This is a genomic window from Halostella litorea (assembly GCF_004785955.1).
GTDB classification, from domain to species: Archaea; Halobacteriota; Halobacteria; order Halobacteriales; family Natronoarchaeaceae; genus Halostella; species Halostella litorea.
Genome location: NZ_ML214300.1, coordinates 54,775 through 76,331, shown reverse-complemented (window position 1 = coordinate 76,331; position 21,557 = coordinate 54,775). Strand labels below are relative to the sequence as shown.

Here is a 21,557-nt window from a genome sequence, read left to right as displayed (position 1 = left end):
ACCGTTTCTATAGCGAGGCGCGGATCCGTTCCCTGAACCGTGGGTTGCCGTAGACGCCGCCCGCGATCACGAGAAGGCACGCGACGAACGAGACTGCACTCAGGACGGGACTCTTCCCGGGATAGTCGCCGAGGTACACGACGAGCGTGGCGAGCACGCCGAGTACCCCCGCGAGTACGAGCAGCCAGCCGAGCGCGCGGGCGAGGGTCCGCCCGGCGAGTTCGGCGAACCGGACGCCTTTCGAACGCTTCTCCATGGCGTTATCGTGGCCCTGGACCGAAAAATTCCTTTTGGCGCACCCCCGGCCGCCGGTCCGACGGGGCCCGGCCGCGCTCCGGGTCGGGCCACCGATCCTACCCTACCGATACCCCTCGCGCTCGGCGACCCGGACGCGGGTCCCGTCCCGCACCGCGAACAGCGCGTCGCCGTCGCGCTCGAACGTCACGCCGGCGACGGTCACCGACTCGTTCGCCGCGGGCATCGGCTCCCGGGCCAGCGTCCTGTTGCCCTCCGTCACCCGCAGTCGGAACCCGCCCCGCTCGGTGGCGACGACGGTGAGGTTCGTCCCGCTGACCCGGGGCTCCGCGGTGGCGGCCGAGGAGTTGAACGCGTGCTCGGGGCGCTCCCCGTCGGTCCGGAGCCAGACGTGGTAGGCCGTCCCGCCGCCGACGGCCGACCAGCCCACCCGGCGCGCGTCGACGGCCGCGTCCCAGCCGACGCCGCCAACCCGGATCCGCTCGTAGCCGTCGTATGCGAGCGCCTGTTTTGACGCCGCCTGCGTCCAGATGTGCCGGTCGCGGTTGACGACGATCACGCCGCTTGTCGTCACGTTCGTGTCCTCACCGAACAGCGACACGTCGACGGCCGGGATCATCCGGTTGCGCACGTCCTCGGCGTACGTGACTGTGTAGCCGTCGACCGTGACCGCGCCCTCCGTCGGCGTCGGCCCGTCGTCGACCGTCAGCGCGTTCGTCGGCACGGCCGGCCCGGCGAGCGCCGCGAGCGAGACCAGCAGGACGACCGACGCGACGGTGCGGCGCGAGGCGTCGCCGCCGGGCCGCGGGAGCGGGCGGTCCGTGGCGGTGACGGCGACGGTGACGACCAGCGCCAGCCCGGCGACCAGCGCCAGCCCGAGCGCCTGGTAGAGGACGTACTCGCCGTTCCCGCGGAACCAGTACACCGCCCACAGCCCCTGCGGGACGGCGAACGCGACGACGGCGGCCCAGAGCCGAACCGCCCCCGGCCCGCGGTCGCGGCGGCGCGCCACCGCCAGGCCGAGCAGGATGCCGAGCAGCAAGCCGATCGCGTGGCCCTGGATGGCTATCTCGGCCCACCACGGCGGCGACGGCCCGCTCGCGGACGTCCCGCCGATTATCACGGGGTCGAGCAGCGCGCGGTACGTGCGCTGGAGCACCGCCTGGCCCCCGAGCGCCGCCGCCACCGTCGTCAGCGGGTAGTGGACCAGCGCGAAGCCGGCGAACGCGAACACGACCCCGGAGAAGCCGATCACCGGGCCCAGCGCAAACGCGCCGGTGAACAGCCCGACCGCGACGACCGCCGCCGGGAAGGCGACGAACGCGCGGACGTACGGATTCGTCCCGAGGGAGGAGAACGTCGACGCGCCGCGTTCGTCGGGGTAGTGGCCCCACGCGTACTCGGCGATCGGCGCGAGGACGAGCGTCCCGGTGAGGTTGCCGAGCAGGTGGCCGGGGCCGCCGTGGGAGAACGCCGCCGAGACGACGCCCAGCGGGTAGAGGTACGACCAGGCGCGGAACGGCAGCGTGACGGGGTCGTTCCAGTGAGCGAGGCCGCCCTGCAGGAAGAGGTACACCGCGACGACGAGCGCGACGGAGACCAGCGTCCCCCAGGGGACGCCGAGCAGCAGGCGGCTCCGCAGTCGGTCGGCGAGCACCCGCCGGTGCTCGTCGGTGGCCCAGGCGACGGCGGCCGACACGAGCAAGGCCCCGACCGCACCGACGGTCCAGGGGAGGGACATATCGACCGCCAGGCACCCGGCCGACTAATGCCTGCCGCTCCCGGCCCCGGTTCGTAAGCTACAAACGGCGCTCGGCAGTAGCACACGGCATGGAACTCCGCGTCATCGACGACAGCGAGGACGAACTCTCCATCGAGATCGGTGGGGAGGACCACACGTTCATGAACGTCCTCAAGGGCGCGCTGCTGGAGACCGACGGCGTCTCCGCCGCGACCTACGACGTGAACCCCGAGCAGTCCGGCGGCCAGACCGAGCCGATCCTCACCGTCAAGACGGAGGACGGCACCGAACCGCTCGACGCGCTGGAGGCGGCGAGCGAGCGCGTCACCGAGAAGACGACCGCCTTCCGCGACGCGTTCGAGACCGCGGCCTAACAGGCCGTCGCCGTCACGTACACCGCGCCGTCCGGCGCGACGTGGACGTCGACGCCGACCGCCTCGCGCTCCGCGTCGAACAGCCCCGACCCCTCGCCCGACCGCATCGCGAAGTCCGCGACGACCGCCGACGCGAGGTCGCTCTCGTTTCCGTACGTGTCCAGCGGCCGCCGGTCGTTCCGCACCGGGATCACGCCCGACTCGACCGCCGGTTCGCGGGCGCACTCGTACCCGACCTCCCCGTAGCTCTCGCTCAGCCGCTCGGCCTCGTAGTCGCCGTACCGTTGGCCGACGCGGAGCTTGTTGTACCGCTCGGCGACCGCGTCCAGGTCGCCGCCGGTCCGGAGTTCGTCGGCGTCCGCCCCGGCGCGGCGCTCGTTGATGCCGTCGGCGATGCCCGACTCGACGGCCGTCAGGTCGAACCCGTCGGCCGACTCCGCCTGGCCGGGCACGTCGTCGATGTCGGGGCCGCCGAGCCCGGGCACCGGGATGACGCCCGCGGCGACCAGCGCCACGACGGCGACGAGGGCGATGCCGGCGGCGATGTACTCCTTGCCGACGTCGAGGTAGCTCCCGCCCTCGAGTTCCGACTCGTCGAACTCCTGGACCTCCTTCCGGAGCTGCATGTGGCCACAGCGGCTACACGGCGGCGAGTTCTTCGGGTGGTTGCGGCCGCACTCCTCGCAGACCCAGACCAGCATGGAGTCCGGGTCGTCCGTCTCGGGGACCTGAACGACGGCCTCCTCGAACGACCCGTGCCCGCACTCGTCGCAGGGCGGGTCGTTCTCCTCGTGGGGTTTGCCGCACCACTCGCATCGCCATTCCATTCCGCTTACCCGTTCGGCGACGTAAATAAAAATCTGCCGGCGCGGCGGTCAAATCTTCGGCCATCCGTTCGCCCCCTCGCGTGAACGGCATTCCCTCGATGGTTTTTTCCACCCCTGGACAGTCGAATCCAATAGTGAGGGTCCTCCGCCGTCGTCCGCGTTCCGCACTCGTCGCGTTCGGCGTCCTGATCCTTCTCGGCACGTACGGCCTCGACCGAACCGTCGCATACGGTTACTCCACGTCCTTCGGTGCGTACGCGCTCCACGTCGGGGCGTTTGCCGTCCTCCTCGCCGGAACGACGGTACTTCTCCCCCGGATCACTGGACGCCCAGACTACCGGGCCGCGGTGACGGCGGTCCTCGCGCTCACGGCCCTCTACCTGCTCGCAGTCGCCGTCGCCTGGTACGACCTGGCGGTCGCGTCCTCGACCCCCACCGCTTCCGACCCTGCTTTCGCCGAACTCGCCGTCGACCGGCTCGTGTTGCCGCTGCTGCTGACGCCGCTCGTGTCGGGCTACGTGCTCGGAGCGTTCGACGCAGTTCCGGCCGACGGCCGGTCCGCCGCGGTTCCGACCTTCGCCGTCGCGCTCGTAGTGGTCGGCCCCGTCGGCGCGAACGCCGCCGCCGCGAGCGACGGCGTTCATCACGGCCTCACGTTCCTCGGCTACGTCATGATGGCCGTCGCAAGCGTCGTCGTGGCGCTCGTCTTCTACCTCGTCGCGCGGTGGACGTACGCTGTGAACGAGGGGTAGGTCGCGGAAAAACGGGTTAGAAACGGTCTACAGCCGAACCGGCACGTCCCGCTCCGCGAGGTACTCCTTGACCTCCCGGATCGAGAACTCGTCGAAGTGGAAGATGGAGGCCGCCAGCGCGGCGTCGGCGTTCGCGTCGGTGAACACCTCGTAGGCGTCCTCCGGGCCGCCACAGCCCGATGAGGCGATCACCGGCGTCGAGACGGCGTCGCAGACGCCCTTCGTCAGCGGGATGTCGTACCCCTCCTTCGTGCCGTCGGCGTCGATGGAGTTGACGAACAGTTCGCCCGCGCCGCGTTCCTCCGCCTCGCGGGCCCACTCGATCACGTCGACGCCGGTGCCCTCGCGGCCGCCCTTGACGGTGCACTCGAACCAGCAGGACTCGCCGTCGACCTCCGCGTAGTGTTCGCCCTGCTCGTCGAAGCGCCGCTTCGCGTCGACGCTGATGACGATGCACTGGCTGCCAAAGGACTCCGCGCCCTCCGTGATCAGTTCGGGGCGCTCCAGCGCCCCGGTGTTTATCGACACCTTGTCCGCGCCGGCCCGGAGCGTCTCCTTGACGTCCTCGCGGGTGCGGATCCCCCCGCCGACGGTCAGCGGGATGAACACCTCGTCGGCCACGTCCTCGACGACGCCCAGCATCGTCTCGCGGCCGTCCGCCGAGGCGGTGATGTCGAGGAAGACGAACTCGTCGGCCCCCGCCTCGTTGTACCGCTTCGCCATCTCGACGGGGTCGCCGGTGTACTTCAGGTCCTCGAAGTTGACCCCCGTGTACACCGCCGGGTTGCCGTCGTCGTCGACGTCCACGTCGATGCAGGGGATGATGCGCTTGGTCAGCATTTACTACGCGACCGTTCGCACGTGGGGCGTTTGACGGTTTCGGCACGGGAAATCCGACGGGGCGGTCCCGCCGCCCATCCCGTCGGAACCCCGAGGGCTTCCCCGACGGATTTCCACGCCGAGGTGGTACGCCCGGCATGTCGATTCCCGGACCCGCGCTGGACCGCGCTCGCGCGGCCTGGTGGCTGTTCGTGCTCGCGCTCGGGGTCGTGGCCGCCTACATCGCACAGGCGTTCGTGGGGATGCTCGTGCTCGGCGCGTTCGGCTACTACGCGACCCGGCCGATCTACCGCCGGGTCAGCGTCGCGGTCGACTCCGACGGCATCGCGGCGACGCTGACGGTGCTGGCGGTGCTCGTGCCGGTCGTCCTGTTGCTCCTGTACGCCGGCTTCCAGCTGTTCCAGGCGGTGCAGGACCTGACCGGCAGCGCCACCGGCGGGCCGCTGCTCGGCGGGTACCTGAACGCACTCCCGGACCAGCAGCGCCAGGCGGTGCTGTCGGTCGTCGAGAACCCCCGTCAGGCGCTGTCGGACCCGCAGGGCACCGTGATGACCGTCCTGCAGGCCGGCCAGCGCGTCGTCACGGCGGTGGTGGGCGGGCTGACGCTGTTGGCGCTGTCGACGGCGCTCACCTTCTTCCTCCTGAAGAACGACGACGGCATCGCCGCCGGGCTGGTCCGACTGTTCGGCGGCCGCGACACCGCGGCGTACGCGTACGCCGCCGCGGTCGACTCGGACCTCGAATCCGTGTTCTTCGGCAACTTCCTGTTCGTGCTCGCCATGTCGGTCGTGTCGGGGGTCGTCTACTGGGCGACGAACGCGTTCGCCCCGGGGGGGCTGACGGTGCCCGCGGTCCCCGTCCTCGCCCTGCTGACCGGCCTCGCGAGCCTGATCCCGATCGTCGTCGGGAAGGTGGTGTACCTGCCGGTCGTCGGCTACCTAGCCGTGCAGGCGTTCCGGACCGACGGCACCTCGCTCGCGTTCGTCGGCGGCGTGCTGGTCGTGTACTTCCTCCTGCTCGACATCCTCCCGCAGACGTTCCTCCAGCCCGTCATCACCGGCCGACAGTTGAACTCGGTCATGCTGATGTTCGCGTACCTGCTCGGCCCGATCCTGTTCGGCTGGTACGGCTTCTTCCTCATGCCGATCCTGTTCGTCCTGATGCTGGAGGCGATACGGGTCGCGCTCCCCGAACTCCTCCACGGCGACCGGCTCACGCCGACGGCTTCGATGGGCGACTCCCTCGGGGCGTCCGTCGACGCGCTCGGCGACGGCACGTCGGAGGACGGCGTCGGGAGCGACGAGAGCGGTTCCGCTGGCGACGACGCATCGACGGACGGCGACGGAGCGCCGAGCGGAGCCCCGCCGGCGGACGGTGACGACGCGACGCGGGGCGAGTGAGGGACCGTCGCCCCGGCCGCGCCGCTTCGGGTTTTTTAAGTGTCGTAGCGTCCAACGCACGGGCATGACGAGCGACCACGACTCCGACGTGCCCGAGGACGAGGAGGCCGGGCGGACGACCGCGCCCCAGAGCCCGTACACGAACCGGCAGGTCGGCATCGGCTTCGCCGTGCTGGCGGTCGGCCTGCTCGTCGCATTCGCAGTCCCGCTCCTGCTTTAATCAGCCCGCGACGAGCCACCCCGCCGCCACGGCCGCGAGCGAACACGCCAGGTTGAGCGCCGCGTTCGCGGCCGCGGCGCGGCGGTCCCCGGTGTCCCACAGCTGCACCGTCTCGACGGAGAACGACGAGAACGTCGTGAACGCGCCGCAGGCACCCGTCCCGAGCAGCAGCGCGGCCGACCCATCAGCACCGGCCGCCGTCAGCGCGCCGAGCGCGAAGCTCCCGACGGCGTTGACCGCGAGCGTCGCACGCGGCACCGGATCGTCGCCCCGCAGCGCGACGTACACGAGGTGCCGGGCGACCGCGCCGAGGACGCCGCCGACGCCGACGAGGTACGCCGGGTTCGTCATCTCGCCGCCCCCGCGAGCGAGAGCGCGGCCCACCGGCCGAGCGCGACGGCGGCGAAGCCCAGCGCGTAGTTGCCCAGTACGTTTGCAAGCGCCAGCGCCGGCGAGAGCGCCGCCGTTTCGACGGCGAACGTGCTGTAGGTGGTCAGCGACGAGAGGAAGCCGGTCCCGAGCGCCACCCGGAACTGCCGGGAGAACGCGCCGAGGTACGCCTCCTCGTACAGGACGAAGCCGAGCAGCGCGCTCCCGGCGACGTTGACGGCGAGCGTCGCCCAGGGGACCGGCACCGCCAGGCCGACGGCGTACCGCGCGTTCGCACCGACGAACCCGCCGAGCGCGACGAGCGCGAGCGATTCGACGGTCGCGAGCGACCCCTCGTCAGCCATCGCGTCGACCGAGGCAGGGCGACCTCAAACAGGTTCCGCTTCGGCCGGGCGGCGTCGCTTGCGACCGGGCGAGAACGGATAGAGAGAGCAGCTAGAAGACGTACTCGTCCTCGTGGCCCATCATGCCGTCGTCCTCCAGGCCGTGGTCCTGGTCGTCGTCCATCGGGCCGCTCGTCTTGAAGGCTTTCATGCCGGTCGACAGCAACTCCTCGACTGCTTCCTCGCGGTTCACGAACTCGCCCTGTTCGACCATCTGGGCGATCTGCATCTCGAGATGTTCGGGGATAGTGATCTCTACTTTCGGCATCGGATACCGGAACTTCGGCGGAGGGGTATTTAATTCTGACGGGGTATTGCGCCACTTCGCGAAGATTCACCAGTACACTACAACAATAGATTAGCTTCGTACGAAAATAGATTCTTTAAATGAAAAATGCGTGTCCTCTCGGTTGATATTTCCGGCCGCTCACCGGTTTCGCATCACGTCCTGCACGGCGTTCCGGATGGTGCTGCCCGGCCGACTGATCCGCTCGACTTCCCGCTGGATCTCGCTGATCTTGAAGTAGCTCCCGAGCGCCAGAAACGTCGGCGGCCACAGGCCCACGAACAGGCCCATCTCCTTGTCGTCCCGGGCGAAGAAGTAGTACCACGACAGCGCGATGGAGCCGATGGCGGCCCACGAGAGCGGGCTCATTCCCGTCCGTTCGGCTCCCTCCGCGACCTGTTCCGCTCGCTCGTCCTGTTGTCGTTGTTCCTCTAGCATCGCTCCTGTATCGAGGGCCAGTCGGTACTTTGTTATTGAGCGCGTTTCGGGAGTTACCGCGCGATTAGCGCGCCGGGAAAACGCTTCCCCGGCGTTTCGTCCGGTGGAACTCGCGGCCCCCGCCGTAATCCCTCGTTACGCCGAGACGAGTCGACACGCCTACTACTGTCCCGACGCTTCGATCGCGTATGCCAAGCGACGCGACGGACCTCTACGAGGAGTTCGGCGACGACCGCCTCCCGCCGGGGCAGCGAAAGACCGAGAAGTTCCCGGTGCTCTCCAAGAGCGGCACGCCCGAGTTCGACCCGGCGACGTGGGAGTTCACCGTCACCGGTGCCGTCGAGGAGGAGTTGACCTTCTCGTGGGAGGAGTTCCGCGACCTGCCGAACGTCACACAGCAGCAGGACTTCCACTGTGTCACCGGGTGGAGCAAGTTCGACTGCGAGTTCACCGGCGTCACGTTCCCCGAACTGGCCGAACGGGCGGGCGTCCGCGACGACGCCGTCCACGTCATGTTCCACGGGATGGACGACTACACGACTGACCTCCCGCTCGACGACTGCCTGCGCGAGGAGGTGCTGTTCGCGTGGGGCTACGACGGCGACGACCTGCCCCGGGAACACGGCGGCCCGCTCCGGGTCGTCACCCCCCACCGGTACGCCTACAAGGGCTCGAAGTGGGTGAACGGCGTCGAGTTCCTCACCGAACCGGAGCGCGGCTACTGGGAGAAGCGGGGCTACTCCGACACCGCGAACCCCTGGAACGAGGAGCGGTACAGCTAGGGTCCGCCGGCTGCAGTCGACCGCGCGAACGCAAGGCTTAGGCGCGTGGTGGCGGGAGTGAGAGACATGACAGAGAGCGACTGGGGCGACTGGCTGCCCCGCGCCGTCGAGGACGCCGACCCCGACACCGTCGCGGTCTGGTATCTGGGCTGCAACGGCTTCGTCCTGAAGGGCAGCGAGGGCACGACCGTGTTCGTCGACCCGTACGTCGGCCTGGGCGACCCGCCGCGGACGATCCGGATGATCCCCGTCCCGTTCGACCCGGCGGACGTGACCGAGGCCGACGCCGTCCTCGCCACGCACGAGCACACCGATCACGTCCACGGCCCGAGCCAGGGACCCATCCTCGAACGCACCGGCGCGACCTTCTACGCGCCCGACGACAGCCTCGCGGTCGCCCGCGAGGACGAGGACTGGGGGGCGGAGTACGACGTCGCCGACGACCAGTTCGCGGAGGTCGCCGAGGGCGACACGTTCGAGGTCGGCGAGTTCACCGTCCACGTCGAGGCCGCCCACGACCCCGACGCCACCCACCCCGTCAGCTACGTGTTCGAACACGAGTCCGGTACGATCTTCCACGGCGGCGACACCAAGCCCAGCGACGAGTTCGACCGGATCGGCGAGGCGTACGACATCGACCTCGGGATCCTCGCGTTCGGCACGGTCGGCAACGTACCGGACAAGCGGACCCGCGAACCGGTCCGCACGCGCTGGTACAACGACGAGAACCAGGTCGTCGAGGCCGCCAGCGACCTCCGGGTCGACCGCCTGCTCCCGAGCCACTGGGACATGTGGAAGGGCCTCACCGCCGACCCGACCGTCCTCCACCACCACGCCAGTAGCTTCGAGTTCCCCCGCGACCTGTCGGTCGTCGAAATCGGCGACCGCGCCGACCTGTAGGGGCTCACGCCCGCGAAACGTTCCATCGCCGTTCCATTTAAGGTCGTGCTACCGGTACGAAGCCGTATGAGTAGCCAGGTCGACACTGACGAAGAGATTGCGGTCGCCGCCGAGGGCGTGACCGTCCGCAAGGCGTTCGCAGCGGACGAGTTCCCGGTCCCTGCGATCCGGTTCGCGATCGAATCGGACCGCGACGTCCCGGTTTCGATACGACTCTCCGAGGACATCCCGGAGGAGTTCCCCATGGACGGGGTGGGCTTTCATCCGGACTACGAGGACGACAACTGGACCGCCTTCCAGGACCACCGCGTCGAGTTCGAGCGGACGATCGACCCCGACGAGGAGGTCGTCACGGTCTACGGGATCCGCGTGGACAGCCCCGACGACGTCGAACCGTTCCTCACCGAGCCGACGCTGGCCGACGTCCAGATCGAGGGCGAGGCCGCCGAGAACGGCGACGGGACGGCCAACATCGACGACATCACCAACGAGGACGACGACGAGGCCGTCAAGAACATGATCTCGGGCGAGAGCGACGGCGTCCCGGGGCTCGACGACGAGGGCGAAGACGACGCCACCGAGGACGACGCCGAGGCCGAGGACGACGACGGCGGCGGCCTTGACCTCGACCTGGGCGACGTGGACACGGAGCCTGACGCGACCGACGACGAGCCCGAGGACGACGCGGACGACGAGCCGGAGATCGACCTCGGCTTCGGCGACGAGGAGATCCCCGACGCCGAAGCCGACCCCGAACCCGCGGACGACGCCCCCGAGATCGACCTGGCGCTCGGGGACGAGAGCGAGGACGAGGCGGCCGAAGCGGACGACGCCGAGGGCGACGGCATCGACCTCGACCTCGAAGCGGCCGCCGAGGAGGTCGACGTCGGCGACGCGCCGGCCGACGAACCGGAGGAGGAACCCGCGTCGGGCGAAGCCGACGACGAGGCTGAGCAGGCCGAGGCGGACGACGAGCCGGACGCGGAGGCCGTCGAGGCCGAGCCCGTCGCCGCGGAGCCGGTCGATGCGGACGACGACGCGGAACCGGTGGCCGCCGACGAGACGGCAGACGCGGACACCGCGGCTGACGAGGACGTGCCGGCCGAGGGCGTCGACGAACCGGATGCCGACGACGAGCCGGACGCCGCCGACGAACCGGAGACGGAGCCCGCGGCGGCCGAAGCCGAGGACGAGGCAGAACCGGCTGAGGCGGACGAGGGTGCTGTCGAGACGACCGACGACGAGGACGAACCCGACACCGCCGACGAGGCGGAACCGGTCGCCGCGGAGCCCGTCGAGGCCGAACCGCAGACCGACGAGGCGGCCGAAGCGGAATCCGAGGAGCCGGACGCCACTGCGGAAGAGGCGGACGAACCGGAGGAGCCGGCGGTCGACGAGTCGGTCGAGGCGGAACCGGCCGAAGCCGACGCCGAGGCGGACGCGGAGCCCGCCGAGGCCGAACCGGAGCCGGCCGACGCGGACGACGAACCGGAGGAAGAATCCGAGGCGGAGCCGGTCGAAGTCGACGACGCGGACGCCGACGAACCGGACGCGGAACCCGCGATGGCCGAAGCCGACGACGCGCCGGCTGCCGAGCCCGAGGTAGCCGAAGCCGCCCCCGAAGCCGACGAGGCGGCCGCTGCTGACGGGACCGACGCCGACGCGACGCCGACGACCGCAACGGCGGCGTCCGCGGCGGCCGAGGGTGGCATCGCGGCCGCGCTGGCCGACGAACTCCGCGCCGGCGACGTCGCGGAGGAGGACAAGGCCGTGCTCCGCGAGGAGCTGGACGCGGAGCTTTCCAGCGCCGACGCCGCGCGCATCGACCACCTCCGCTCGCAGGTCGACGACCTGGCCGCCTACACCGACGCGCTGGAGGAGTTCCTCGACGAGGAGGGCACCGGCGAGGAGATCATCGACAGCTTCCAGGACCAGGTCGAGGAGATGCGGGCCGAACTGGACGACCTGGCCGCGGCGGCCGACGACAACGCCGCCGACATCGAGGGCCTCGACGACTCGCTGGCGGCGACCGAGTCGCGGGTCGACGACGTCGACGCCCGGATCGACGCGGTCCGGGACGACGTCGAGGCGGCCGTCGACGACGCCCGGGAGGAGCTCCGGAATGACTTCGAGGAGCTCCAGGCGGAGTTAAACGACGAGGCGGCCGAACTCCGGTCGGAGGTCGAGACGGCGCGGTCGGAGCTCGAGTCGGACATCGAGGACGCGCGGAGCGACCTCGGCTCGGACGTCGACGCCGTCGCCGACCGCGTCGACGACGCCGAGGAGCAGGTCGAAGCGGTCGAGACCGCCGTCAACGGCGTCGCGGACAACGTGCAGGTCGTCGAGGCCGAGGTCGACGACCTCGACGACGAACTCGGGAGCGTCGCGGCCGACCTGTCGGACCTCGACGAGGAACTGGCGGAGCTCCGCGAGACCGTCGAGGAGATCCAGGCCTGGCGCGACCAGCTCGGCGAGATGTTCTCCGGCTGAACCGGCCGCTCTCCGTTTTCGCGCGAAGCGCAACTCGTTTACAGTCCGGCGGCGTGACACTCCACAATGACCGAGCCGATACGGGTCGCGGTGCCGCGGAAGGGACGGCCGCTGGAGGCGGTCCTCGACCGGCTCGCCGACGGGACCGGCGACGCGGCGCTCGCCGACGACATCTCCTCCACGCTGCGGTACGAGAAGGCCATCACGAAGGGCAACGCCGGCGACGAGCGCGACGCGTACGAGCGCCTCGCCGAGTACAGCGACCTCTCGGACCCGGCCGCCCCCGACTACACGCTCCTGCGGGACGACCGGGCCGGCATGCCGCGGCGCATCGTCTTCGACAGCGTCACCGTCGAGAGCGACGGCATCCCCGTGCAGTTGGTCGGCCGGGAGGAGCCGTTCCGCGCGGTCCGGACCCACGAGTTCGCGCTCGGGTTCGACAGCGCCGACCTGGTGCTTGAGGAAGTCGTCCAACTGCGCGAGGAACCGCTCGGCTCCATCGCCGACCTGAACGCCCGCATCGACCCGCAGGACACGGACGTCAGGGTCGTCAACGGGCTCGGCGACACCGTCTACCACACGCTGATGGGCACGCCGGCGGTCCGCCGTCACGGCCCGGGCGACGACCTGACCCGCGAGTTCGTCGCCGACTACGAGGGGCCGCTCTGCATCTCGCCGCGCTACGAGCGCCTCGTACAGGCTGTGCTCGGCACCGAGGCGATGACCGGCGTGGAGTTCTGTTACCCGGAGGAGGGTGACGAGGAGGAGGCGACGATAGCCGACGTGGGGCTGGGCGTCTACCTCACCATGACCGGGTCGACCGCCCGGTCACACGGGCTGGAACTCGGCGAGCAGCTGTTCCCCAGCGAGACCGTCCTCATGGAGAACGTTGTCGAGACGACCGACCGGTCCGCCGTCGTCACCGAACTGTTCGCCGACGGCGAGTTCGAGACGGCGCTGGCCGTTCAGTGAGTCGCCGAGGCGTTCGCCGCCCCGCCGTTTGCACGCGACGCCCCTTCGAAGGAGCCGACCGTCCGCTCGGTCACGGCTCCCGACTCGTCGACCACCCAGACGAACACGGGGCAGGTCTCGCAGGGGTCGTCCACGGTCACGCTGGCCGTGTCCGCCGACCCGTTCACCGAACTCGTACCGAGCCGGACGTCCGCCATCCCGAGGAACCAGACGACCCGGTGGAGGTCGCCGTCGGGGTCCGCGACCGCGACCGAGAAATTCGCGGTCCGGTCGACGGAGAGGGGTTCGTCGCCCGCGGCGTCGTTCGAGGATGAGCCGTCGACGGTCGCCCCGGCGACTTCCGGTGCTTCGTTACCGCCGCGCTCGACCGTGACGGTCCACTCGGCCGACCCGACCGTGTCGCCGTTCGCGTCGACCAGCGTCGCGTTCACCGTGTGGGGCCCGGGCTCCTCGAACGTCTGCCGGGAGAACGCCTCCCCTTCCTGCCCGTACTCGGTCTGGAACGCGCCGACGGCCGTGCCGGGCTCGCCGTCGACGGTCCACTCGGCGACGATGTAGTCGCCGGCGTACTCCGTGGCCGCGGCCTCGAACAGCATCTCCGTCCCCGGTGCGACGGTCACGTTCCCGGCCGCGGGCGTCGTCCGGGTCACGTCACTGGACCCTCCACCGGTCGCTGTGGACGCACTCTCGTTATCGGCCTCCGAGTCATCACCGGACTGGCCGACGGGCACGTCGTCGAGGCAGGCGTGCGATCCACCGGCGTGCTCGGGTGGAGCCGGACCGGCCCCACTTGGCAGTCCGGGGACGGCGACGAGACCGCTCACCGCGACGAGCGCAGCGATGCTGAGCGTGCTGATCCATCCTGCCCGGCCGTGATCCTGTCGGCGCATATCGCCTTCGCTCCCACGCAGGTCGCTTTGTTATCCGTGGATTGCGTCGCCGAAAGCATATCTGAATCGACCCGTTTCGCAGCGTAGCGGACGCAACGGTCCGGCGTCCAGCGGGGTCGTGACGCCCTCCTGAGCGGAAATTCGAGCTTACCGGCGGTCGCCCATGGCTCAGGATGACCTGAGTGCCATTGGTCGCGATACATCACTACGGCGGTCCGAGAGTCGAACTCTTGCGGCCCCGTCCTGGGGTGCGTTATCTATATCAGTATACGATTTACGAGTAGCTGGCCCGTCGGTGGACTAAAGCGCCCGGAACGCGCATAGCCGGACATGGCCGAACGGAGCGTCGCGGATCTGGTCGAGGACTGGCAGTCGGGTGCCCTCCTCGTCTTCGCTTGCGCACTCGTCGGTGTCGTTTTCGGTAGCATCATGGGGTCGCTGGGGTCCGGCCCCCTCGGACTCGCGGGGTTCGCCATCGGTTCGGTGCTCGCCTTCCTCGCGTTCTCGTACCTGCGATACGGCCGCTGACTGGCCTGCAGCAACGGTACGGCTGGTCACAACCGTCTGTGACGCCCTCAGTCGTTGTCGCCACAGCACATGCGTAGATACATCCGCATGTTGTTCACAAAGCGATGAGGCTGCATACTACGCCTGCCAGCGGCCGGCTCGACGAGTGGACTCACAGCTAGTGTCCCGTTGGCATCTCGCCCACCGTAACTCGCTGAGTGACCCGGCGGCGAACGAACGTCCTTTGCGACTTCTTCGCCGGAGTCCCGCGGCCCACGGACTCGCCATTACTGCACCGACGCTACACGAGGCCGGCTCCTTCTGAACGGCACTTCGATCAGTGTGTCCTTCGAGTGAGAAGTCGTTTCGAATCCGACATCGAACCGATCGTGGCGAAAGTTGGGTGCCAGTATGGACTATATTTTGATCCGTCTTAGTAGCACTACTAGCCGATTTTATAGTACTATAAACACAGATATTCGGTGTATTCGGCGATTGAAAAGGTACTACAACCACGAATAAATGACCTTATTCGTACCCGTGGGACAGGTTGAAGTGGTCGACCTGCGATGGGTCGAACATGGCAGCCGAGGGAGACGAGACGGAGCGAACCGTGGTGAAGACCTTCGTGCCGCGTTACCAGAAGGAGCGCTGGATCGACCACGCCGACGACCTCGACATGAGCCAGAGCGAGTTCGTCCGGACGATGGTCCAGGCCGGGCGGCGCGGGTTCGACCCCGACGATGCGGAAACCGAGGGGGACGAAGGCGGCCCGGAGGAACCCGGTTCTGCGGACGCTACCCCTGGGGGTGACGGCCTCGAAGACCGGGTCCTCGCGACGCTCGATTCGGGTGCGTACCGGGACTGGGACGAACTCGTCGAGGCGCTCACCGGCGACATCGAGAGCCGACTGGAGGACGCGCTGCAGGAGCTCCAGGCGGCCGACGAGGTTCGGTACAGCGGTCGCCACGGCGGCTACACGAAGGTGGACGGATGAGCACGATCGGTCCGGATCCCGGCGACATCGAGGACCCCGTGGCCTATTTCCTGCAGGACGTCGCGTACCACGGGAAAAGCGACCGGACGAGGGACGCCTACGAGCGGGTCCTGCGGCGGTTCGAGCGCTTCCTCGCCGACCCCGACCGCAACCCGGCCGGGACCGAGACGGCGCTGGCGGCCGCGTCCCACCGGGACTGCATGGCCTGGATCCACGATATCCGTGGCAGCGTGGCCGAGAGCACCGTCGCGACGTACGCCTCCTACCTCCACCGGTTCTACGCGTACATGACCCAGGTGGGTGCGTTCGACGCCAACCCAATGACGCTGGTCGTCGAGGAGATGGACGAGACGATCGACACGGACCCCGAACGGAGGGACGTCCCGCTCCCGGACATGCGGGAGTTCGTCGCGGACGTCACGCACCCCCTGGAGCGTGCGGTCGTCGTGACGCTGCTGAAGACCGGGATGCGGGTCGGCGAGCTCTGCAACCTCGACCGGCGGGACGTCCACCTCTCGTCGGTGCCGTTCGACCGCGACAATGCGTCGCGTCGGCCACAAATTGCCGAACGGCCGGACTCGGTCTACGTCGCGGCAGAACCCGCCCGCGGCGAGGTGGTCAACGGCGAGGAGCGGACGGCGTCGAACAAGCGCAAGCGCGCCACGGTCGTTCCGGTCGACGACGAACTCCGGCGGGTCCTCGGCCGCTGGCTTGCGATCCGGCCGGACACGACATCGCCCGCGGAGCCGCTGTTTACCAGCACGAGCGGCGACTGGGGGCGGCGGCTCACCCCCGACATGGTCCATCACGCCGTCGAGACACACGCCCGGAAGCGGGGGTGGTACCGGTCAGGCGGCGGCGCGGCGGCGAACGTCACGCCCCACTACTTCCGGCACTTCTTCACGACGCATCTCCGGGACCGGACCGGCGACCGCGGCATCGTGAAGTACCTGCGGGGTGACGTCGCGCAGGACGTGATCGACACGTACACCCACAACTGGGGCGACAGAGTCCGTGAGACGTACGAGGCGAACGTGTACCGGGTGCTACCCGACGATGCGTGAGACACTGGTAAATTATATTTCGCTATACTGAATCTCCGGGGATGACGGGGATCCCTGACCGCCGAGTCGTCCGACGGCTTCGTCCGCTAAAGTCCTCGCTACCGCGGCTACTCGGTCGATCCGGACGTCCCGTCGCGCGGTCGCACGTCGACCGTCGTCGCACCACACCGGAGGAACGGGTCGGCGTCGACAGCGTGGACGTACGCCGCGCCCCGCCGGACGCCGTCGTCCAGCGTCGCCGTTGCATCGACGGTCGTATCGCCGTCCGTCACGAGGACCGGGGCGTTCCGCTCGACGCCGCGGTCGGCGGCGTCGTCGGGATGGAGCCGAACCGTGCGGTCCCCGGCGTCGTCGGCGTCGCTGGACCTGCCGCCGGTCACGAGCACGAGCCCCGTCTCGGGGGCGGGTTCGGCGACGCCGCCCGGGGGTTCGAACGGCGCGAGCCCGTCCGGCGTGTCGAACGATTCGCGGTATAACACGCCGTCGCGGTCGAACGGCCAGCGGCGCGGCGTCTCGCTGATTTCCGCGTACGTTGCCCCGGCGTATGGGGGCGCGACCGCGGTCAGTTCGTCGAACACCTCGCCGACCGACTCGTAGTCGAAGTGCCCGGAGTCGGGCAGGAGCCGCTTTCCCAGGTCGCGGAGGACGGCGGCATCGGGCCGCGCGTCGCTCGGCGGCGACGCGGTCGGGCGAAGCCGCTGGACGTGCCTGTCGAGGTTGGTGACGGTTCCGGCCTTCTCCACGCCGGACGCCGCGGGCAACACCACGTCGGCGTGGCGCGTCGTCTCGCTCTCGGCGACTTCGACCACCGCGAGCAGGTCGAGCGCGTCCAGCCGGTCGCGGACCCAGTCCAGCTGGCGCTTCGAGACGGCGGGGTTCTCCCCGACGACCAGCGCGCCGCGGACCTCGTCGCCGAACGCCCCGAGCAGTTCCGTCGCGGTCATCCCCGGATCCGCGGGCGGCGCGGTTCCCCACGCCTCGGCGACGCGGTCGCGCGCGTTGGGATCGGTGACGGACCGATGCCCGGGCAACCGGTCGGGGACGCAGCCCGCGTCCGTCGCGCCCTGCTCGTTGACGAGGCCGCGGAGTACGTGGAGGCCGGTGCCGCGGCGGCCGAGGTTGCCCGTCAGCAACAGGAGGTTCAGGAGCGAGTCCGGCGCGTTCGCCGGCCCCTCGCCGCCCTCGACGCCGGTGCCAACCATCGCCGCGACGCGATCGGCCGAGGCGATCCGGTCGGCGACGCGGTCGAGCGTGGCGGGGTCCACGCCCGCCGCCGAGAGCGCCGCTTCACGGTCGAACGACCCCCCGAGCGCCGCGGCGAACGCCTCGTAGCCTCGTGTGCGTTCGGCGACGAACTCGCGGTCGACCCCGCCTGCCTCGACCACGCCCGCGGCCAGCAGGTCGAACACGGTCGCGTCCGTCCCGGGGCGCGGGGCGAGGTGGACGTCCGCGAGCCGCGTCGTCTCGTTGCCGACGGGGTCGACGTGGACGAGCGTCGTTCCGTCGGCGACGGCCGGCCGGACGAACGAGTTGAACGCGACGGGCTGGCGCTTCGCGGGGTTCGCGCCGGCGACCAGGATCACGTCGGCGTCGCCGACGTCGTCGAGGCCGTTCGTGGTCGCCGGCCAGCCGACCCGCTCGGACAGCGCCCGCGCCGTCCCGCTGTGACAGAGGCGGGCGCGGTTGTCGACGTTGTTCGTCCCGAGCGTCCGCGCGAGCTTCTGGAGCAGGTAGTTCTCCTCGTTGGTGCAGTGGGGCGCGCCGAGAAACGCCAGCGCGTCGGGGCCGTGCCGGTCGCGGATCCGCCGGAACCCCTCGGCGACGCGGTCGTACGCCGTCTCCCAGGACGCCGCGACCAGTTCCCCGTCGCGGCGGACCAGCGGCTCGGTCAGGCGGTCGTCGAGCGGTTCGAACGCGGCGACGCCCTTCGCACAGAGCCGGCCGTTCGGGTTCGCCGGGCCGGGCCGTCCCGATGCCCGGCCTCCGTCGCCGGGTTCCAGGTGACACCCGACGGCACAGCGCGGGCAGACGGTCGAGGGGTCCGGGCCTTCGTCCGTCACGGCGCTATCGGTCGTTCCGGAGCCGGCGGCCCTGTGCCTTCAGGAGCGAGACGAGGTAGCCGAGCCCGGCGCGGGCGTCGCGGCCCCGCAGTTTCCGGAACAGTCCGAGCACGCCGACCGGCTCCGACTCCCGCTCGGCCTCGCCGACGGCGGCCAGCACGGTGTTCAACCCCCGCACGGTGTCCGCGTCGGCTTCGATGGCGGAGAACGTCTTGGCGAGGGTCACGAGGTCCTCGAGCTGGTCCTCCCGCTGGAGCTCCAGCACCACGTCGAGCGCCCCGACGAGTTCGTCGCCGTTGTCCTCCAGCGTCGTCGCCAGTTCCTCGACCTCCCCCGGGGACAGCGACTCCGAGAACGCGGTCGCTATCGTCACGAGGTCGTCGAGGTGGCCCGCGCGCTGGAGTTCGAGGACGGTATCGAGCGTCACCGCCAGGTCGTCCGCGCTGTCGCCCAGTTCCGCCGCGAGGTCGGCCGCGCCGTCGGTCGACAGCCCGTCGGCGGCCTTCACCAGGTTGGCGGTCGATTCGGTGACGTGCTGGACCTCCTCATCGTCCGCGCTGGCGATCACCAGTATGGCCGTCGTGAGGAGGTCGTCGATTTCGTCGGTGGTCCCGACGACGCCCGCGAGGTCCTCGCCGTGCTCGGCCAGCGCCGCCCGGAGCGCCGCCTCGCCCTCGGCGTCGCCGCCCTCGTCGCGGCCGCCCTTGGTGGCCGTCTCGGGGTACGCGTCGCGTGGCTCCGCCATGGTCAGTCGTCCCCCGTGACGTCGGCCCCGGAGGGTCGGACCGGTTCGGACTCGCCCTCCGCGGGCGCGATCCGGACGGCCGACACCTTGAACTCGGGCGTCGCCGCGGCCGGGTCGAGGCGCTCCTCGTCGGTCAGGCGGTTCACCGCGCTCTCGGCGAAGTGGATCGGGACGAACACGTTGTCCGGCCCGACGCGGTCGGTCACCTGCGCGGGCACCGTGATCTCGCCGCGGCGGGACGCGATCCGCACCATGTCGCCGCTCTCGATCCCGTGGCTCGCGGCGGTGTCGGGGTGTACCTCGACGAAGTCGCTCGGCGTGTACTGCATGATCCCCTCCTCGCGGTGGGTCATCGTGCCGGTGTGGTACTGGTACAGCACCCGGCCGGTCGTCAGCGTGAACGGGTACTCCTCGTCCGGCGTCTCGGCCGGTTCGCTGAAGCCGACGCCCTGCAGGTGGGCCTTCCCGTCGTCAGTATTGAACTCCTCGGTGTATAGCCGTTCGGTGCCCGGGTGGTCCTCGTCCCAGCAGGGCCACTGGAGGCCGCCCTCGCGCTCGACGCGCTCGTGGGTGACGCCGCCGTACAGCGGCGTCAGCGAGTTCACCTCGTCCATGACCTCCGCGGTCGAGTCGTAGTCCCAGTCCCGGCCCATCCGGTTGGCCAGGTCCTGGAGTATCCTCCAGTCGGGCCGCGAGTCGCCCTTGGGCTCCATCACCTCGTTTACCTTCTGGACGGTCCGGTCGGTGTTGGTGAACGTCCCGGTCTTCTCGACGAACGAGCAGGCCGGCAACACCACGTCGGCGTACTGTGCGGTCTCGGTGACGAACAGGTCCTGCACGACGAGGAAGTCCAGGTCGGCGAGCACGTCCTCGGCGTGGTTGACGCCCGGTTCGGAGAGCGCGGGGTTCTCGCCGATCACGTACATCCCCCGCAGGTCGTCGTCGTCCGCCGCGAGGAACATCTGGGTGGTGTAGTAGCCGTACTCCCCGGAGATGTCGCAGTCCCAGGCGTCCTCGAACTTCGCGCGGACCTCGTCGTCGGCGATGTCCTGATAGCCGGGGAAGTTGTCCGGTAGCGGCCCCATGTCGCCGCCGCCGCCCTGCACGTTGTTCTGGCCGCGGAACGGCGAGACGCCGGCCCCGGGCTTGCCGAGGTTGCCCGTGACCGCCGCGAGGTTCGCCATCGCCAGCACGTTCTCCGTGCCGTGGGAGTGCTCGGTGAGGCCGAGCGTCCATCCGAAGACGGTGCGGTCCGCCTCGGCGATGGTCTCGGCTGCCGACACGATCTCCGCGTGCGGGATCCCGGTTATCTCCTCGACGCGCTCCGGCGTGAACTCCTGGAGCGACTCCTTCAGGTCCTCGAACCCGGTCGTCCGCTCCGCGACGAACTCCTCGTCGTGGAGGTCGTTGTTGACGATGTGGCGGGTGACGGCGTTGATCCACACCGCGTCGTAGCCGGGGTTGACCTGGCTGTACTGGGTGGCGTACTCGGCGATCTGGACCTCCCGCGGGTCGAACACGAGCAGGTCCGCGCCGTCCCGGACGTTCTGCTTGATCCGCGTCGCCAGCACCGGGTGGGCCTCCGTGGTGTTCGACCCCGTCAGAAGGATGCAGTCGGCGAGTTCGAGGTCCTCCGTGCTGATGGAGGCCGCGCCGTAGCCGTACGTCTGGGCCAGGCCGGCGACCGTCGAGGAGTGACAGAGGCGGTTGCAGTTGTCGACACTGTTGGTGCCGAGCACCTGCCGGGCGAACTTGCCCATCAGGTAGTTCTCCTCGTTGGTCGCCTTCGAGGAGGCGATCACCGACAGCGCGTCGCCGCCGTGTTCCTCCTTGATCCCGCCGAGTCCCTCGGCGACACGGGACAGCGCCTCGTCCCACGACGCCTCGCGGAACTCGCCCGACTCGTCGCGGACCAGCGGCGCGGTCAGGCGGTCGTCGGAGTTGACGAAGTCGTAGCCGAACTTCCCTTTCACGCACGTCGAGATGCCGTTGACGGGCGCGTCCTCCTCGGCGGTGGGCCGCGCGGCGAGCACCTCCTCGCCGTCGGAGTACAGGTCGAACCGGCAGCCGACGGCGCAGTAGCCACAGGTGGTGTCCGCGACGTTCAGTTCCTCCAGGCGCTTGTCGCCGATCGACTGGGCGATCTCGAACAGTTTGCCCTCGGGGAGCGTCTCGGCGGCGACGCCCTCGGCGACGTTCTCGACGTTCTCCATCGCCTGCTCTTTCGCCTGTTGCATGTAGCCG

Annotated in this window: 23 protein-coding genes; 11 read left to right on the top strand and 12 right to left on the bottom strand. The window is 69.8% G+C overall.

What is annotated here, in order from left to right; genetic code table 11:
• Positions 1-7: 7 nt before the first annotated feature.
• Both EYW40_RS00410 and EYW40_RS00405 read right to left on the bottom strand, forming a co-directional pair.
• A complete protein-coding gene (locus EYW40_RS00410) occupies positions 8-256 on the bottom strand; it encodes a hypothetical protein (protein ID WP_135819654.1) in 249 nt (82 codons plus the stop codon).
• A 102-nt stretch (positions 257-358) separates the two neighbouring features.
• On the bottom strand, positions 359-1,996 hold the full coding sequence (locus EYW40_RS00405) for a rhomboid family intramembrane serine protease (protein ID WP_135819653.1): 1,638 nt from the start codon (positions 1,994-1,996) through the stop codon (positions 359-361).
• Between the two features lie 89 nt (positions 1,997-2,085).
• Between EYW40_RS00405 and EYW40_RS00400 the strand changes: the two genes are divergently transcribed.
• Positions 2,086-2,370, top strand: coding sequence for a DNA-directed RNA polymerase subunit L (locus tag EYW40_RS00400; protein ID WP_135819652.1), 285 nt, complete (start codon positions 2,086-2,088; stop codon positions 2,368-2,370).
• Here EYW40_RS00400 and EYW40_RS19460 read toward each other — a convergent pair.
• A complete protein-coding gene (locus tag EYW40_RS19460) occupies positions 2,367-3,197 on the bottom strand; it encodes a hypothetical protein (protein WP_161973140.1) in 831 nt (276 codons plus the stop codon). The genes EYW40_RS00400 and EYW40_RS19460 overlap by 4 nt on opposite strands.
• 134 nt (positions 3,198-3,331) lie before the next feature.
• Between EYW40_RS19460 and EYW40_RS00395 the strand changes: the two genes are divergently transcribed.
• Positions 3,332-3,949 carry a hypothetical protein gene (locus EYW40_RS00395; protein ID WP_135819651.1) on the top strand — a complete coding sequence of 206 codons (618 nt, stop codon included), beginning with the start codon at positions 3,332-3,334 and terminating at the stop codon, positions 3,947-3,949.
• A gap of 27 nt (positions 3,950-3,976) precedes the next feature.
• On the opposite strand, the gene hisF is transcribed toward EYW40_RS00395, so the two are convergent.
• A complete protein-coding gene (gene hisF, locus EYW40_RS00390; RefSeq protein ID WP_135819650.1) occupies positions 3,977-4,789 on the bottom strand; it encodes an imidazole glycerol phosphate synthase subunit HisF in 813 nt (270 codons plus the stop codon).
• A 137-nt stretch (positions 4,790-4,926) separates the two neighbouring features.
• Between hisF and EYW40_RS00385 the strand changes: the two genes are divergently transcribed.
• Together EYW40_RS00385 and EYW40_RS19765 are read left to right on the top strand one after the other, a co-directional pair.
• A complete protein-coding gene (locus EYW40_RS00385; RefSeq protein ID WP_135819649.1) occupies positions 4,927-6,189 on the top strand; it encodes an AI-2E family transporter in 1,263 nt (420 codons plus the stop codon).
• Between the two features lie 64 nt (positions 6,190-6,253).
• Positions 6,254-6,409, top strand: a complete 156-nt coding sequence (locus tag EYW40_RS19765) for a DUF7550 family protein (RefSeq protein ID WP_202614397.1) — start codon at positions 6,254-6,256, stop codon at positions 6,407-6,409.
• Here EYW40_RS19765 and crcB read toward each other — a convergent pair whose 3' ends face one another.
• The 4 genes from crcB to EYW40_RS00365 form a co-directional block, all read right to left on the bottom strand.
• A complete protein-coding gene (crcB, locus tag EYW40_RS00380; RefSeq protein ID WP_135819648.1) occupies positions 6,410-6,760 on the bottom strand; it encodes a fluoride efflux transporter CrcB in 351 nt (116 codons plus the stop codon). It lies immediately after the preceding gene.
• Positions 6,757-7,143 carry a fluoride efflux transporter FluC gene (locus tag EYW40_RS00375; protein WP_135819647.1) on the bottom strand — a complete coding sequence of 129 codons (387 nt, stop codon included), beginning with the start codon at positions 7,141-7,143 and terminating at the stop codon, positions 6,757-6,759. The genes crcB and EYW40_RS00375 overlap by 4 nt, the downstream gene beginning before the upstream one ends.
• 91 nt (positions 7,144-7,234) lie before the next feature.
• The gene (locus EYW40_RS00370) at positions 7,235-7,450 is read right to left on the bottom strand and encodes a ribbon-helix-helix domain-containing protein (protein ID WP_135819646.1); all 216 of its coding nucleotides are present in this window, start codon (positions 7,448-7,450) and stop codon (positions 7,235-7,237) included.
• A 159-nt stretch (positions 7,451-7,609) separates the two neighbouring features.
• Positions 7,610-7,906: a hypothetical protein gene (locus EYW40_RS00365; RefSeq protein WP_135819645.1), complete on the bottom strand. Its 297-nt coding sequence runs from the start codon at positions 7,904-7,906 to the stop codon at positions 7,610-7,612.
• 188 nt (positions 7,907-8,094) lie between these two features.
• Here EYW40_RS00365 and EYW40_RS00360 point away from each other — a divergent pair, with 188 nt between their 5' ends.
• From EYW40_RS00360 to EYW40_RS00345, 4 genes are all read left to right on the top strand, one after another.
• On the top strand, positions 8,095-8,688 hold the full coding sequence (locus tag EYW40_RS00360) for a sulfite oxidase-like oxidoreductase (protein WP_135819644.1): 594 nt from the start codon (positions 8,095-8,097) through the stop codon (positions 8,686-8,688).
• A gap of 66 nt (positions 8,689-8,754) precedes the next feature.
• On the top strand, positions 8,755-9,588 hold the full coding sequence (locus tag EYW40_RS00355) for an MBL fold metallo-hydrolase (protein WP_135819643.1): 834 nt from the start codon (positions 8,755-8,757) through the stop codon (positions 9,586-9,588).
• Between the two features lie 66 nt (positions 9,589-9,654).
• Positions 9,655-12,078, top strand: a complete 2,424-nt coding sequence (locus EYW40_RS00350; protein WP_135819642.1) for a midas domain-containing protein — start codon at positions 9,655-9,657, stop codon at positions 12,076-12,078.
• A 66-nt stretch (positions 12,079-12,144) separates the two neighbouring features.
• Positions 12,145-13,050, top strand: a complete 906-nt coding sequence (locus EYW40_RS00345; RefSeq protein ID WP_135819641.1) for a phosphoribosyltransferase HisG-related protein — start codon at positions 12,145-12,147, stop codon at positions 13,048-13,050.
• Here the strand turns inward: EYW40_RS00345 and EYW40_RS00340 are convergent.
• The gene (locus EYW40_RS00340; protein WP_135819640.1) at positions 13,044-13,940 is read right to left on the bottom strand and encodes a hypothetical protein; all 897 of its coding nucleotides are present in this window, start codon (positions 13,938-13,940) and stop codon (positions 13,044-13,046) included. The genes EYW40_RS00345 and EYW40_RS00340 overlap by 7 nt on opposite strands.
• 330 nt (positions 13,941-14,270) lie before the next feature.
• On the opposite strand from EYW40_RS00340, the gene EYW40_RS00335 reads away from it, so the two are divergent.
• From EYW40_RS00335 to EYW40_RS00325, 3 genes are all read left to right on the top strand, one after another.
• A complete protein-coding gene (locus EYW40_RS00335) occupies positions 14,271-14,468 on the top strand; it encodes a DUF8144 family membrane protein (protein WP_135819639.1) in 198 nt (65 codons plus the stop codon).
• A gap of 559 nt (positions 14,469-15,027) precedes the next feature.
• Positions 15,028-15,444: a DUF5805 domain-containing protein gene (locus EYW40_RS00330; RefSeq protein ID WP_135819638.1), complete on the top strand. Its 417-nt coding sequence runs from the start codon at positions 15,028-15,030 to the stop codon at positions 15,442-15,444.
• On the top strand, positions 15,441-16,508 hold the full coding sequence (locus EYW40_RS00325; protein WP_135819637.1) for a tyrosine-type recombinase/integrase: 1,068 nt from the start codon (positions 15,441-15,443) through the stop codon (positions 16,506-16,508). Before EYW40_RS00330 ends, EYW40_RS00325 begins: the two co-directional genes overlap by 4 nt.
• A 107-nt stretch (positions 16,509-16,615) precedes the next feature.
• On the opposite strand, the gene EYW40_RS00320 is transcribed toward EYW40_RS00325, so the two are convergent.
• From EYW40_RS00320 to fdhF, 3 genes are read right to left on the bottom strand one after another with little or no spacing between them, the layout of a single operon-like run.
• Entirely contained in the window at positions 16,616-18,568 is a 1,953-nt protein-coding gene (locus EYW40_RS00320; protein WP_135819636.1) for a molybdopterin oxidoreductase family protein, read from the bottom strand.
• Positions 18,569-18,572: 4 nt separating this feature from the next.
• Entirely contained in the window at positions 18,573-19,313 is a 741-nt protein-coding gene (locus tag EYW40_RS00315; RefSeq protein WP_135819635.1) for a helical membrane plugin domain-containing protein, read from the bottom strand.
• 2 nt (positions 19,314-19,315) lie between these two features.
• Positions 19,316-21,550: a formate dehydrogenase subunit alpha gene (gene fdhF / locus EYW40_RS00310; protein ID WP_202614435.1), complete on the bottom strand. Its 2,235-nt coding sequence runs from the start codon at positions 21,548-21,550 to the stop codon at positions 19,316-19,318.
• Positions 21,551-21,557: the final 7 nt, after the last annotated feature.